The sequence below is a fragment of the Pseudonocardia sulfidoxydans NBRC 16205 genome, from assembly GCF_007989085.1.
Lineage (GTDB): Bacteria > Actinomycetota > Actinomycetes > Mycobacteriales > Pseudonocardiaceae > Pseudonocardia > Pseudonocardia sulfidoxydans.
Genome location: NZ_BJVJ01000046.1, coordinates 16,943 through 31,365, shown reverse-complemented (window position 1 = coordinate 31,365; position 14,423 = coordinate 16,943). Strand labels below are relative to the sequence as shown.

At 72.9% G+C, this 14,423-nt stretch carries 10 protein-coding genes; 3 read left to right on the top strand and 7 right to left on the bottom strand.

The window, feature by feature from the left end; genetic code table 11:
* Nucleotides 1-137: 137 nt before the first annotated feature.
* From PSU4_RS20385 to PSU4_RS20365, 5 genes are all read right to left on the bottom strand, one after another.
* The gene (locus PSU4_RS20385; protein WP_147110774.1) at nt 138-1,217 is read right to left on the bottom strand and encodes a hypothetical protein; all 1,080 of its coding nucleotides are present in this window, start codon (nt 1,215-1,217) and stop codon (nt 138-140) included.
* Nucleotides 1,210-1,863 (bottom strand): RNA polymerase sigma factor, encoded by a 654-nt coding sequence (locus tag PSU4_RS20380; RefSeq protein ID WP_147110772.1) that lies wholly within the window; start codon nt 1,861-1,863, stop codon nt 1,210-1,212. Before PSU4_RS20380 ends, PSU4_RS20385 begins: the two co-directional genes overlap by 8 nt.
* A gap of 146 nt (nt 1,864-2,009) precedes the next feature.
* Nucleotides 2,010-3,416, bottom strand: a complete 1,407-nt coding sequence (locus PSU4_RS20375; protein WP_147110770.1) for a maltokinase N-terminal cap-like domain-containing protein — start codon at nt 3,414-3,416, stop codon at nt 2,010-2,012.
* Nucleotides 3,413-5,188 (bottom strand): maltose alpha-D-glucosyltransferase, encoded by a 1,776-nt coding sequence (treS, locus tag PSU4_RS20370; protein WP_147110822.1) that lies wholly within the window; start codon nt 5,186-5,188, stop codon nt 3,413-3,415. The genes PSU4_RS20375 and treS overlap by 4 nt, the downstream gene beginning before the upstream one ends.
* A gap of 215 nt (nt 5,189-5,403) precedes the next feature.
* Complete coding sequence (locus PSU4_RS20365; protein WP_147110767.1) at nt 5,404-7,374, bottom strand: alpha-1,4-glucan--maltose-1-phosphate maltosyltransferase; 1,971 nt, start codon at nt 7,372-7,374, stop codon at nt 5,404-5,406.
* A 364-nt stretch (nt 7,375-7,738) separates the two neighbouring features.
* Here PSU4_RS20365 and glgP point away from each other — a divergent pair, with 364 nt between their 5' ends.
* The gene (gene glgP, locus PSU4_RS20360) at nt 7,739-10,279 is read left to right on the top strand and encodes an alpha-glucan family phosphorylase (protein WP_147110764.1); all 2,541 of its coding nucleotides are present in this window, start codon (nt 7,739-7,741) and stop codon (nt 10,277-10,279) included.
* 52 nt (nt 10,280-10,331) lie between these two features.
* On the opposite strand, the gene PSU4_RS20355 is transcribed toward glgP, so the two are convergent.
* Together PSU4_RS20355 and glgX are read right to left on the bottom strand one after the other, a co-directional pair.
* Nucleotides 10,332-10,568 (bottom strand): FmdB family zinc ribbon protein, encoded by a 237-nt coding sequence (locus PSU4_RS20355; protein WP_147110761.1) that lies wholly within the window; start codon nt 10,566-10,568, stop codon nt 10,332-10,334.
* Between the two features lie 109 nt (nt 10,569-10,677).
* Nucleotides 10,678-12,681, bottom strand: coding sequence for a glycogen debranching protein GlgX (gene glgX / locus PSU4_RS20350; protein ID WP_147110758.1), 2,004 nt, complete (start codon nt 12,679-12,681; stop codon nt 10,678-10,680).
* A gap of 19 nt (nt 12,682-12,700) precedes the next feature.
* Here glgX and PSU4_RS20345 point away from each other — a divergent pair, with 19 nt between their 5' ends.
* A complete protein-coding gene (locus PSU4_RS20345; protein WP_373866082.1) occupies nt 12,701-13,558 on the top strand; it encodes an ABC transporter ATP-binding protein in 858 nt (285 codons plus the stop codon).
* Between the two features lie 46 nt (nt 13,559-13,604).
* Nucleotides 13,605-14,384: an enoyl-CoA hydratase/isomerase family protein gene (locus tag PSU4_RS20340; RefSeq protein ID WP_147110755.1), complete on the top strand. Its 780-nt coding sequence runs from the start codon at nt 13,605-13,607 to the stop codon at nt 14,382-14,384.
* The last annotated feature ends 39 nt before the right edge of the window (nt 14,385-14,423 follow it).

The following is a 14,423-nucleotide window of genomic DNA, read 5'->3' as shown; positions in this document are numbered from 1 at the left end:
GCCGTCTTTCGGGTGGCCGTACCGCAGTCGGGGGGCGTCTGCGGTACGGCCACGTCTCGCCGTCCTCGGGGAAGGGCGGCGACCGGCACGGGCGGTTCCACCGGGAAGGGGGCCGGTGGCACCCGTGCGTCGTGGGGTCAGGGGGAGGGCGGTGCGTCCCGTCCCGTGACCGGGGTGCGGGTCTCGCCCGTGGGTGCATTGTTCGTGGTGTCGTCGCCGCGGCGTGGCGCGTCGTCGCGTGGGTGGACGTGTTCCTGGCCGTGTCCGCCGGCATCGACGGACCCGGAACCGGACCCCGGCGAACCCGAGCCGGGCGAACCCGAGCCGGGCGAACCCGTGGCCGGGGAACCCGAGCCCGATCCGGCACCCGACCCGGCGTCGGGCACTTGTGTCCCGGGCGATCCGGAGCCGCCGCCGTCGTCGGACCCGCCGCCCGCGTGCGGAGGCGGGAGGGCCGTGGACGGCGCGGTCGGCGTCGTCGTCGGGACAGGGGCCGTCGGCGGGGCGACGAGAGTCCTGTCCTGCCCCGAGTGGGACGGGACGTCGCCTGAGGCGTAGGGCGAACCGAACGCCATCGGCCCGGGCCCGGTGCGGTGTTCGTCCGGCCCGGGGTCGGGACTGTGCACGCGGGCGTCACCGCACTCGCGCGCGAGGTCGGCGATCGCCGCGCCGGTGACGGGCCCGCAGGTCGCGGCCCGGTCCGGGGTCCCGGCGGTGTGCCCGGAGCCCGCCGCCCGGCCGCCGGTGTCGTGGCCGGCGCCGGGCTCGGCGTCGGCGCTCGGCACCGTGCCCCCGGAGACGCGCTCCTCGGCGGGTGCCCCGGACGGGCCGGTCGCGGCGACGGCCACGCCGCCGGCGGTGAGGGTGAGGGCCGCGACGCCGACGAGCTTGGCCGTCACCACGGTGCGGACGGCCCGGATCCGGCGGTGCCGGCCGCGGCGCTCGCGGTCGGTGGGCAGCGGTACGGGGGTCGCGAGGGGTGCTGCGTCGGCGAACGCCTGCCGGGCCGCGGCCTCGCCGGACAGCTCGTGCGCGGTGGCGGGCCCTCGCGCGGCGGCGAGCAGCGTCGCGACGGGGTGCGGGCTGTGCTCGCCGTCGAGGAGCAGGTCGGCGAGGTCGTCGGGCAGCAGCGTCGTCGTGCCCGAGGGGCGGCGTGGGTGGGCGACGGCGGCGCGCAGGGCGCGGCGGCCGTGGGAGGGGAGGGGCCCGTCAGGCACCGCGCACCTCCCCGTCGTCGAGCATCCGGGCGAGCTTGCGCAGGCCGCGGTGGGCGGCGACGCGCACGGCTCCGGGACGCTTGCCCAGCACGGTCGCGACCGACGGGGCGTCGAGTCCGACGACGGCGCGCAGCAGGACGGCCTCGGCCTGGTCCTGGGGGAGCTCGCTGATCAGCGCGATGGCCTCGCGCGTCGACATGGCCTCGAGCGCCGATCCGGCGGCGTCGCCGGGGGCGGGCTGCTCGGCGAGGACGTCGATGTCGGTCGCGGTGACCGGGCGCCGGGACCGGGAGCGGGCGACGTCCATGGCCCGGTTGCGGCAGATCGAGGACGCCCAGCCGCGGAAGCCGTCGATGTCACCGGAGAAGCGGGGCAGGTCGCGGGCGATCTGGAGCCACGTCTCCGCGGTGACGTCCTCGGCGTCGTTGCCGACGAGCGCGGTGGCGTAGCGCAGCAGCCTGGGCTGCAGGTCGCGGTAGAGCGTCACGAACCCGCCCTCGTCGCCCTCGCAGGCCGCCGCCAACGCGACGTCGAGCTCGCCGTGGCTCCTCGTCCGCGTGGCGGCGGCCCCCGTGGGGGCATGCGACTCGCGGGCACGGGGTACCGCGACGTCGGCGCCGACGAGTTCGGCGGCAACAGCGTGCACACGTCCTCCTACTGCATGGCGGCCGGGCGGTGGGGAGCTCCGTCCGGACATCCAGGCCTCACAGCGCTGAAGGTCCACGCAGTGTTACACCCCCGGCGAAAATCGCCTCAAGCGAGTGCCGAGAGGGTGACGTGTGTCGCTTCTGGTTACTGAACGGAATCGATCGGTACCCCGGCCGTGCCGCGTTCGGGGTTGAGGAGCCGTGCGATCGAGCGCAGCGGGATCGGGGCCCACGTGGGCCGGTTGCGGGTCTCGTAGACGACCTCGTAGACGGCCTTGTCGAGCTCGTAGGCCCGCAGCACGAGCTCGTGCTCGCGCGGGTCGCTCCCGGTGCGCGCCGCGTACCCGTCGAGGAACGCCGACCGGTTGCGGTCGGCCCACTCCGTCGACCGCCACACCCGCTGCTGGTCGGGCTCGGGCTCGTCGGTCTCGAGCAGCTGGTGGTTCGCGGCGTAGTCGAACGAGCGCAGCATCCCGGCGACGTCGCGCAGCGGGGAGTCGGGACGCACCCGCAGCTCCAGCGGCGTCGCGGGCTCGCCCTCGAAGTCGATCACGAGCCAGCCCAGCGGGGTGCGCAGGGTCTGACCGAGGTGCAGGTCCCCGTGCACACGCTGCGCCGGCAGGGGAGCGGGCAGCGCCGCGAGCTCGTCGTAGACCCCCCGGATCGCGGCGGAGTGCGGCTCCAGGGCGGGGACGTCGGTGGCGGCGACGGCGAGCCGCGCCCGCATCGCCGCAGCGATCTCACCCGGGTCGCGCTCGGCAGTGCCCAGCGCGCGGACCAGGTCGGAGTGCAGCACCGCGATGGTCTGGCCCAGCCGGTTGGCCTCGGCGGCGAAGTCGCCGCCCACCTCGTCGGCGCGCAGGTCGGCCTCGGCGAGCAGGTCGCGCACCGACGCCAGCGCCATCGCCCAGCCCTCGGCGGAGTTCGACGCGTAGTCCTGCAGCATCCCCAGGACGGCGCTCTCGCCGTGCAGCACACCCTCGACGGCGCCCTGCAGCGTCGCCACCTCGGTGCCGCCGACGGCGCGCAGGGCGCGATGCAGCTCCAGGTCGGGGTTGCCGCCCGCGGCGACCCGGCGGAACAGCTTCAGGATCGACTTCTCGCCGAACACCACCGACGTGTTGGACTGCTCGACGCCCAGCACCCGTCCCGGGGGCGCGGGCGGGATCTCGATCCCCGGCTCGGGGACGAACCGCAGCTCGCCCACCTCACGGCCCTCCCGGATCGCACGCAGCAGCCACCCCGAGACCGCCGGGTCCCACAGGCCGTCGTAGACCAGGCGGTCACCGTCGACCCCGATCGCGGCGTGCTCGAAGTCGTCGCCCCCGGCTGCGCGGCGCGCGGCCAGCACCTGGAAGTGGGCGGCGGGCCCCCCGTCGGCGAACGCGACCTCCGCCACCACGTGCTCGACGTCGACACCGTCGACGGGCAGCGGCGTCGTCGCCACGACCGACACCGAGGCGACCGCGCGGCCCTTGGCGCCGAACCAGCGCTGCCGGGGGATCCAGTCGGCCAGCAGCGCCGCCAGGTCGGGGGACGGCGGGGAGTTCACGAGGGGTCCTCCTCGGGGGTGATCGAGAACCAGAAGAAGCCGTGCCCGGGGAGCGTGAGCAGGTAGGGCAGCTCGCCGATCCGCGGGAACGGCACTCCGCCGGTCAGCTCGTGGGGACGACAACCCTGCCATGTCGACAGGTCCAGTTCGACGGGCTGGGGGAACCGGGACATGTTGTTCACGCACAGCACCACGTCGTCGGCGCCGTCGGTGCCGGTTCTGGGGCCCCCGCCGCGCAGGGTGCGGACGTAGGCCAGCACGGACGGGTTGGACCCCCCGAGCTCGTGGTAGTCGCCGAGCCCGAACGCGCTGTGCCGCTTCCGGATCTCGATCATGTGGCGGTTCCAGTGCAGCAGCGACGTCGTCGAGTTCAGCTGGGCCTCGACGTTGACGGCCTGGTACCCGTAGAGCGGGTCCATGATCGGCGGCAGGTACAGCCGGCCGGGGTCGGCCGTCGAGAAGCCGGCGTTGCGGTCGGGGGTCCACTGCATCGGGCTGCGGACGGCGTCGCGGTCGCCCAGCCAGATGTTGTCGCCCATGCCGATCTCGTCGCCGTAGTACAGGACGGGCGAGCCGGGCAGCGACAGCAGCAGCGCGGTGAACAGCTCCAGCTGGTTGCGGTCGTTCTCCAGCAGCGGGGCCAGGCGTCGGCGGATGCCGATGTTGGCCTTCATCCGCGGGTCCTTGGCGTACTCGGAGTACATGTAGTCGCGCTCTTCGTCGGACACCATCTCGAGCGTCAGCTCGTCGTGGTTGCGCAGGAAGATGCCCCACTGCGCGTTCGACGGGATGGGCGGGGTCTGCGCCAGGATCTCCGAGATCGGGAACCGGTTCTCGCGGCGGACGGCCATGAAGATGCGCGGCATCAGCGGGAAGTGGAACGCCATGTGGCACTCGTCGCCGCCGACCTGTGGGTCGCCGAAGTACTCCACGACGTCCGACGGCCACTGGTTGGCCTCGGCGAGCATGACCCGGCCCGGGTACTCGTCCTCCATGACCTTGCGGGCACGCTTGAGGAACTGGTGGGTCTCGGGCAGGTTCTCGCAGTTCGTGCCGTCACGGGCGTAGAGGTAGGGCACGGCGTCGAGCCGGAAGCCGTCGATGCCCAGGTCCAGCCAGAACCGCAGGACGTCGAGCATCGCGTCCTGCACGGCCGGGTTGTCGTAGTTGAGGTCGGGCTGGTGGGAGAAGAATCGGTGCCAGTAGAACTGGCCGCGCACCGGGTCGTAGGTCCAGTTCGACGACTCGGTGTCGACGAAGATGATCCGCGCCTCCGGGTAGCGCGAGTCGTCGTCCTCCCACATGTAGAAGTCCCCGTAGGGGCCGTCGGGGTTGCGGCGGGACTCCTCGAACCACGGGTGGGTGTCGGACGTGTGGTTCATGACGAGGTCGGTGATGACGCGGATGCCGCGCTTGTGCGCCTCGTCGAGCAGGGTCACGAAGTCGTCGACGGTGCCGAACTCGGGCAGGACCGTGCGGAACTCGCGGATGTCGTAGCCGCCGTCGCGCAGCGGCGAGTCGTAGAACGGTGGCAGCCACAGGCAGTCGACGCCGAGCCACTGGATGTAGTCCAGCTTCCCGGTGAGCCCGCGCAGGTCGCCGGTGCCGTCACGGTTGGAGTCGGCGAAGGCCCGGACGAGCACCTCGTAGAAGACGGCGCGCTTGTACCAGTCGTGGTCGACGGCGAGCGTGCGCGCGTGCTCGAAGTCGTCCGACGACGTCTCGCCGAGCTCGGCGTCGGCGGCCTCGGCGGGGTCGTGGTCGGCGGTCACGTCGGAGGTCCGGGCGTCGGTGGGCACGAGGCGTCCTCCCGGTCGGCGGAGGTCGGCGGCAGCATCGCCCCATTGGTACCGCGAGGTGCCGGGTCTCGCAGGCCGGGCGGCTTTTTCGTCGCCCTCGGGTTCGTCACGGGCCGGCCGGTGACGTGCGGCATCGCGGTGACGGTCCCGCGCGGGTCGGCACCGGCCACCGAGGGCCGCTCACAGGGTCAGCGGGTGACCCGGAAGATGTGCGCGACGTGCTCCCACGGGTCGAGCCGCACGTAGTTGAACTGGCCCCACTCGTAGGTGTCGCCGGTGACCTCGTCGACGACGGTCAACGTGTCGTCCCAGCCCGCACCCAGCGCCGGCATGTCCAGCGCCGTCGTCCCGATCTGGGTGGAGTGCGAGTCGAGCGTGCACACCACCAGGACCGTGTCGCCCGAGGCCGGGTCGGTGCGCGAGTAGGCGATGATCGCGTCGTTGTCGACGTCGTGGAACGTGATGTCGCGCAGCTGCTGCAACGCCGGGTGCGCGCGGCGGATCTCGTTGAGCCGCGTGATGTAGGGCTCGAGCGACTCGCCCCGGTTGAGGGCGGCCTGGAAGTCGCGCGGCCGCAGCTCGTACTTCTCCGAGTCCTTGTACTCCTCGCTGCCCGGCTTCACCGGCTCGCCCTCGTAGAGCTCGAAACCGGAGTAGACGCCCCACGTCGGCGACATCGTCGAGGCCAGGGTGGCGCGGATCGCGAACATCGCCGGGCCGCCGGTCTGCAGCGACTCGTGGAGGATGTCCGGGGTGTTGACGAACAGGTTGGGCCGGGCCTCGTCGGCGCGCTCGGCGTGCATGAGCGCGAACTCGGTCAGCTCCTCCTTCGTCGTGCGCCACGTGAAGTAGGTGTAGGACTGCGTGAAGCCCAGCCGCGCCAGCCCGAACAGCCGGGCGGGGCGGGTGAAGGCCTCGGCGAGGAACAGCACCTCGGGGTGGCGGGCCTTGACCTGCCAGATCAGCCAGTGCCAGAAGTTCGGCGGCTTGGTGTGCGGGTTGTCGACCCGGAAGATCGTCACCCCGTGCTCGACCCACAGCAGCACGACGCGCAGGACCTCCGCGTAGAGGCCCGCGGGGTCGTTGTCGAAGTTGAGCGGGTAGATGTCCTGGTACTTCTTCGGCGGGTTCTCCGCGTACGCGATCGTCCCGTCGGGGCGCGCGGTGAACCACTCCGGGTGCTCGGCGACCCACGGGTGGTCGGGCGCGCACTGCAGCGCCAGGTCGATCGCGATCTCCATGCCGAGGTCCTCGGCGCGGGCGACGAACGCGTCGAAGTCGTCGAACGTGCCGAGCTCGGGGTCGATCGCGTCGTGCCCGCCGTCGGCCGACCCGATCGCCCACGGCGACCCGACGTCGCCGGGCTCGGCGTTGACGGAGTTGTTGCGCCCCTTGCGGTGCACGGTGCCGACCGGGTGGATCGGCGGCAGGTAGACGACGTCGAAGCCCATGCCCGCGACCCGGTCGAGCTCCTTGCCCGCGGTGACGAACGAGCCGTGCACCGCCCGGCCCGTCTCGTCGCGCCCGCCGGTGGAGCGCGGGAAGAACTCGTACCAGGAGCCGTAGAGCGCGCGGGGGCGGTCGACGTAGACCTGCTGGGCGCGGCCGCGGGTGATCAGCTCGCGCACCGGGCGCTCGGTCATGATCGTGTGCACGGCCGGGAACAGGGCGGGGGCGACGCGGGCGCCCAGGGGCAGGGCGTGGTCGCGCAGCGCGTTGGCCGCGCCGAAGAGCAGGTCGCGGTGCTCGCGCTCGGACGGGCGGCGGCCCACGCGCTGCAGCAGCCGGGCGCCGGTCTCGAGGTCGTTGGCCAGCTCGTCGGCGCTCTGGCCGGCGGCCAGCTTGGCCTGCACGCCGTGGCGCCACGTGGCCCACGGGTCGGACCAGGCGTCGACGCGGAACGTCCACAGCCCCGGTTCGTCGGCGACGACGGTGCCGACGAACCGGTCGTTGCCGATGCCGTCGGGGACCATCCGCACGTGTGTGGTCTCGCCCTCGGGGCCAAGCTTCTTCCAGACGACGTTGGCCGCCACCGCGTCGTGCCCCTCGCGCCACACCGAGGCGCGCACCGGGATCACTTCGCCGACAACGGCTTTGGCCGGATGCCGTCCGTCACCGACCGCCGGGCTCACGTCGTCGATACCGAGACGACCGGTCATCGGTGCCACCCCCAGGTCTGGCCGAGATTCCCCGAAATCGCGGGGTTCGAGGGACCGGTTCGCACCCACCCGGTCACCACCCGTCGCGTGTGTCACAACAGTAGCTACCCCGTCCAGTCGCGGTGGTAACGGGGTTGACGAATTCGCAGGTCGTCACATGCAGTTCACCGACGTCAACGCCACGTTCACCGACGCTTGCGCCGCCGGTCGGTCGCGTGACCGGGACCAGCGGTCGGCCGTTCGGTCCCGCCCCGCCCGCGGCGGTGTCCGACAGCCGGACGAACCCACCCGATCGAGCGCGCCGGACGGGCCCGGCGCGCGGGTGGACGTGCGCCGACGACCGGCATCAGTACGCTGCGTCCGCGTGAGAGCCCTGCGTCGCTTCACCGTCCGTGCCCAGTTGCCCGAGCAGCTCGCCCCGTTGCAGAAGCTGGCGACGAACCTGCGCTGGAGCTGGCACCCGCCGACCCAGGACCTGTTCGCGCGGCTCGACCACGACGCGTGGGAACGGGCCGGGCGCGACCCCGTGCGGCTGCTCGGCGAGATCAGCACCACGCGGCTGGCCGAGCTGGCCGCCGACGCGGAGACCGTCGTCACCGTCCGCGAGCTCGCCGACGAGCTCGACGCCTACCTCACCGAGCCGCGCTGGTACCAGCTCGCCGTCGAGGACGGTCAGGACCTGCCCGCGGCCGTCGGCTACTTCTCGATGGAGTTCGGCGTCAGCGAGGTGCTGCCCAACTACTCCGGCGGCCTCGGGGTCCTCGCGGGCGACCACCTCAAGGCGGCGTCCGACCTGGGTGTGCCGCTGATCGGCGTCGGGCTGCTCTACCGGTCGGGCTACTTCCGCCAGTCGCTCTCGCTCGACGGCTGGCAGCTCGAGCACTACCCGGTCCTCGACCCGCAGGGCCTGCCGCTGCAGCTGCTCACCGACGAGTCCGGGGAGCCGGTGCTCGTCGAGGTCGGGATGCCGGAGGGCCGCACGCTGTCGGTGCGGATCTGGCAGGCCGCCGTCGGCAGGGTGCCGCTGCTGCTGCTCGACTCGGAGATCGAGGCCAACGACCCCGATCTGCGCGGCGTCACCGACCGGCTCTACGGCGGCGACCAGGACCACCGCATCAAACAGGAACTGCTCATCGGTGTCGGCGGCGTCCGCGCGGTCCGCGCCTTCTGCGCGACGACCGGGCACCCCGCGCCCGCGATCTTCCACACCAACGAGGGCCACGCCGGCTACCTCGGCCTGGAGCGCATCCGGGAGCTGCTCGACACCGAGGGCCTGGGTTTCGACGAGGCCGTCGCCGCCGTCCGCGCGGGCACCGTGTTCACCACGCACACCCCGGTGCCCGCGGGCATCGACCGCTTCCCGATCGACCTGGTGCGCAGGCACTTCTCCGAGTCCGTCCTGCCCGGCGTCGCCCTCGACCGGATCCTCTCCCTCGGCGCGGAGGAGGACCCGGACATGTTCAACATGGCGCACATGGGGCTGCGGCTGGCCCAGCGCGCCAACGGCGTCTCCAAGCTCCACGGCATCGTGTCGCGCGGCATGTTCTCCACGATCTGGAGCGGCTTCGACGTCGACGAGGTGCCGATCGGCTCGGTCACCAACGGCGTCCACGGCCACACGTGGGAGGCCCGCGAGGTCACCGACCTGCTCGGCGAGCCCGGACCGACCGGCGAGGCCGGCCGCACCGACGACATCTCCGACGCCACCCTGTGGGGCCTGCGGGCGACGCTGCGTGCGCGGCTGGTCGAGGAGGTCCGTCGCCGGGTGCGCGCCGCGTGGCTGGAGCGCGGGGCGTCGGCGCCCGAGCTGGGGTGGACCGACCACGTCTTCGACCCCGAGGTGCTCACGGTCGGCTTCGCCCGCCGCGTCCCCACCTACAAGCGGCTCACGCTGATGTTGCGCGACCCCGACCGGCTGCGCGACCTGCTGCTCGACCCGCACCGCCCGGTGCAGCTCATCGTCGCCGGCAAGTCCCACCCCGCCGACGACGGGGGCAAGGCGCTCATCCAGCAGATCGTCCGGTTCGCCGACGACCCGGCGGTGCGCCACCGCATCGTCTTCCTGCCCGACTACGACATGTCGATGGCCCGCTACCTGTACTGGGGCTGCGACGTCTGGCTGAACAACCCGTTGCGCCCCTTGGAGGCGTGCGGCACGTCGGGGATGAAGTCGGCGCTCAACGGCGGGCTGAACCTCTCGATCCGCGACGGCTGGTGGGACGAGCTCTACGACGGCGCCAACGGCTGGGCCATCCCCACCGCCGACGGCATCGAGGACCCGGTCAGGCGCGACGACCTGGAGGCCAACGCCCTCTACGAGCTGCTGGGCACGCAGGTCGGGCCGGCGTTCTACGACCGCACCGAGGGCGTCCCGCAGCGCTGGGTCGAGCTGGTCCGCCACACCCTGTCGACGCTGCGCCCGCAGGTGCAGGCCAGCCGGATGGTGCGCGAGTACGTCGAGGACTGGTACGCCCCCGCCGCGCTCGCCGCCCGCGAGGTCACCGCCGACTCCTTCGCCGGGGCGAAGGCGCTCGCCGGGTACCGGGCCCGGCTCAACGCGGCGTGGCCGCGGGTCCAGATCGCGGGCGTCGACGCCTCCGGGCTGCCCGACACCCCGGTCGTCGGCGCCCCGATGACGGTCCGCGCGGCCGTGGCGCTCGCGGGGCTCGCCCCGGAGGACGTCGTCGTCGAGGCCGTCGTGGGCCGGGTCGACGAGGCCGACGAGCTCGACTCGACGATGACCGCGGTGATGAAGCACGTGGGCAACGTCGACGGGCTCGACCGCTTCGAGGCGGTCGTCCCGCTGCCGCACGCCGGGCTGACCGGCTACACCGTGCGCGTCCTGCCCGCCCACCCGCTGCTCGCGTCGTCGGCGGAGCTGGGGAAGGTCGTCCTCGCCGGTTGACCCTGTGAGTGGCGATAGTCGCTATCGCGACTATCGCCACTCACGACCGTTCTCAGCCGCAGCAACCGCCACCGCAGCACCCGCCACCACCACCGCCGCCACCGGCGGGGGCGGGGCGCGGGGCGGCGCCGCCTCGGCCGCCGACGCCCGCCAGGGCGACGGTGCTCAGCAGCTTGACCGTGTCGGCGTGCCCGCCCGGGCAGGCCGCGGGATCGCCGGACTCGCTCATCGGGCGGTTGACCTCGAAGGTCGCGTCGCACTCCCGGCAGCGGAACTCGTAACGAGGCACGAACGGCAGCCTACGCGGGACGGCCACGGACCGGAACGCGCCGAGTTCGACGTGGGGCTGGTCCGGATCATGATCGAAGCAGTCCTGTGTCGAGCTCGGCGGTCCTCGGTCAGGTGCGCAGGAGCAGGACCGAGTGCGGCGGCAGGGTGATCGTCGTGCCGCCCGGCAACGGCCGGTCCGACACCGGCCGGCCCGTCGCCCGGCTGGAGTCGAGCACCGTGCGGAAGGGGCCACCGGCCGGGAGCGTGCAGGCCGCGGCGCCGCCGTCGGCGTGCAGGAGCAGCAGGGTCTCCCCGACGTGGACGCCGATCGTGCGGGCGCCGTGGGAGTGCCAGTCGCCCTCGGTCATCGGCCTGCCGAAGGGATGCCACCACACGGCCTCGTCGTCGGCGAGCCAGCGGTCGCGGCGCAGGTCGGGGTGGGCGCGGCGCAGCGCGGCGGCCCGGGACGTGAACGCTGTCAGGTCCTCGGCGAGCGCGCTCGGCGTCCAGTCGACCCACGACGTGTCGTCGTCGAGGCAGTAGGCGTTGTTGTTGCCGCCCTGGGTGCGCCAGCGCTCGTCGCCCCCCACGAGCATCGGGGTGCCGATGGAGAGCAGGGTCGTCGCGATCATGGCCCGGGCCGTCGCCGACCGCCGGGCCACGACGACCGGCGACGACGTCTCGCCCTCGACGCCGAAGTTCTGCGACCGGTTGTCGTCGGTGCCGTCGCGGTTCTGCTCGCCGTTGGCCTCGTTGTGCTTGCGCTCGTAGGAGACCAGGTCGCGCAGGGTGAACCCGTCGTGGGCGGTGACGAAGTTGACCGACGCCCAGGGCCGGCGGCCCGACAGCGCGTAGATGTCGGAGCTGCCCGTGAGCCGCGAGGCGAGCTCGCCGATGCGGCCGTGGCCGCGCCAGAAGTCGCGGACGGCGTCGCGGTAACGGCCGTTCCACTCCGACCACGCCACCCCGAACCCGCCGACGCGGTAGCCCTCGCCGGTGGCGTCCCAGGGTTCGGCGATGAGCTTGGTCGTCGACAGCACGGGGTCGACGGCGATGGCGGTGAGCAGCGAGGCGTGCGGGTCGAACCCGCCCGAGCGCGGCCGCCCGAGCACCGACGCGAGGTCGATGCGGAAACCGTCGACGCCGTACGCGGTCACCCAGTGCCGCAACGCGTCGCACACCAGCCGGATGACCGTCGGTGAGCCCGAGTCCAGCGTGTTGCCGGTGCCGGTGATGTCCGCGTCGTAGCCGTTGCCGCCCAACGAGTAGTAGGCCCGGGCGTCGAGACCGCGGTAGGACAGCGTGGTGCCGCCGACGCCGCCCTCGCACGTGTGGTTGGGGACCATGTCGAGGATGACCTCGATGCCCGCGGCGTGCAGGGCGTCGACCATCGTCGCGAACTCGGCGACCTCCGCACCCGGCACGCTCGCGTAGCCGGCGTGGGGGGCCATGAAGCCCAGCGTGGAGTAGCCCCAGTAGTTGGGGGCGCCGCGTTCGAGCAGCGGCGGCTCGTCGGCGATCGACGCGACCGGCAGCAGCTCGACGGCCGTCGTCCCGATCCGGGTGAGGTGCGCGACGACGGCCGGGTGCGCGAGCCCGAGGTAGGTGCCGCGCAACGCCTCCGGCACCTCCGGGTGACGCTTGGTGAACCCGCGGACGTGCAGCTCGGTGACGACCGTCTCGGCCCACGGCACGTCGGGCCGCGGCCGCGCGGGGCCGTCGGGGGTCGCGGTCACGACCGACAGGGGGACGTGCCCGAGGGAGTCGATCGTGTCGGCCGGGCCGGTCATGGGGTCGTCGAGCCAGCCACGGGCGGCGCGGAGGTCGGTGACCCGGCCGGTGATCTGGCGGGCGTAGGGGTCGACGAGGATCTTCGCCGGGTTGGAGCGGGTGCCCTCCCACGGCCGGTACGGGCCGTGCACCCGGTAGCCGTAGCGCTGACCCGGGCGCACCCCGGCGACCGTGCCGTGCCACACCCCGAAGGTGCGCTCGGTGAGCTCCACCCGGCGCTCGGTCAACGCGTCGTCCGGGCCGTCGACCAGGCACACCTCGACGGCGTCGGCCGCCGACGACGCGACCGCGAACCGGACGGCGTCGCCGTCGACATGGGCACCCAACGGGAACACCGGCACGACAGGAGAGGATAGGGGCGTGGACCGGTCCGGATCTTCTGCTGAGTCATCCGTCACCGCCCCCGATCGGGGTGGTGAACCCGAGCGCGACCTCACCGACGTCGTCGTGGCGATGGACCGGGTGACGGTGCGCCGGAACGGAACCACCCTCGTCTCCGACGTCGACTGGACCGTCGAGCTCGACGAGCGCTGGGTCGTGCTGGGCCCCAACGGCGCCGGCAAGACCACGTTGCTGCGCCTGGCCTCCGCCGAGATGCACCCCACCTCCGGCGTGGTCCACGTCCTCGGCGAGCGGCTCGGGCGCGTCAACGTCTTCGAGCTGCGCACCAGGATCGGGCTGTCGTCGGCCAACCTCGGCCTGCAGATCCCCGGCGACGAGCTGCTGCGCGACATCGTCGTCAGCGCCGGCTACGGGGTGTTCGGGCGCTGGCGCGAGAACTACGACGCCATGGACACCGAACGCGCGGACCAGCTGCTCGACGCCATGGGCATGGGCAAGCTCGCCGACCGCGAGTGGCGCACCCTGTCGGAGGGGGAGCGCAAGCGCACCCTGATCGCGCGGGCGTTGATGACCGACCCCGAACTGCTCCTCCTCGACGAACCCGCGGCCGGTCTCGACCTGGGCGGGCGCGAGGACCTCGTCGGCAGGCTCGCCACGCTGGCCGCCGACCCCGACGCCCCCACCTCGATCCTCGTCACCCACCACGTCGAGGAGATCCCCCGCGGCTACAGCCACGGGCTGCTGATCCGGGAGGGCACGGTCGTCGCCGCGGGCCTGCTCGACGACGTCCTGACCGACGAGAACCTGACCGAGACGTTCGGCCTGCCGCTGGCGGTGCAGCGCCGTCGTGGCCGGTACACGGCCTGGCTCAAGTGAGTGGCATCTCCCGGCCCCGATCGGCGCAGCGGGTTAGGGTCCGGGCGTGACGGAGTTCGTGAGCCTCGAGGTCGACAACGGTGTGGGCACGATCCGGCTGGCACGGCCGCCGATGAACGCCCTGAACAGGCAGGTCCAGGAGGAGCTCCTCCAGGTCTCCACGGAGGCCGCGACGCGCGACGACGTGCGCGCCGTCGTCGTCTACGGCGGTGAGAAGACCTTCGCCGCGGGCGCCGACGTCAAGGAGATGGCGGCGATGTCCTACTCGGACATGGCCCCCGTGGCGCGGCGGCTCTCCGCCGGGCTCGGCTCGATCTCGACGATCCCCAAGCCGACGGTCGCGGCCGTCACCGGCTACGCCCTGGGCGGCGGGTTCGAGGTCGTCCTGGGTGCCGACCGGCGCATCGCCGGTGACAACGCCAAGCTCGGCTTCCCCGAGATCCTGCTCGGCATCTTCCCCGGCGGTGGCGGCACGCAGCGGCTCGCGCGGCTGGTCGGGGCGTCCATCGCGAAGGACCTGATCTACACGGGCCGCTTCGTCGACGCCGAGGAGGCGTTGAAGATCGGGCTGGTCGACGAGGTCGTCCCCGCCGACGAGGTCTACTCCCGTTCGGTCGAGTACGCGTCGCAGTTCACGAAGGGCCCGGCGCTGGCGTACGCGGCGGCGAAGAAGGCCATCGACGGCGGCCTCGACACCGACCTGCGCACCGGCCTCGACATCGAGTCCGAGCTGTTCGCCTCGCTCTTCGCGTCCGACGACCGGACCGCGGGCATGCAGTCGTTCATCGAGAACGGCCCCGGCAAGGCCACCTTCACCGGCAGGTAGAGCCTGTGAGTGGCAATAGTCGCTATAGCGACTATTGCC

What these genes read in the sequence shown, in the direction of transcription:
- PSU4_RS20365 (WP_147110767.1), bottom strand. Translation starts at nt 7,374, where the DNA reads ATGACCGGTCGTCTCGGTATCGACGACGTGAGCCCGGCGGTCGGTGAC.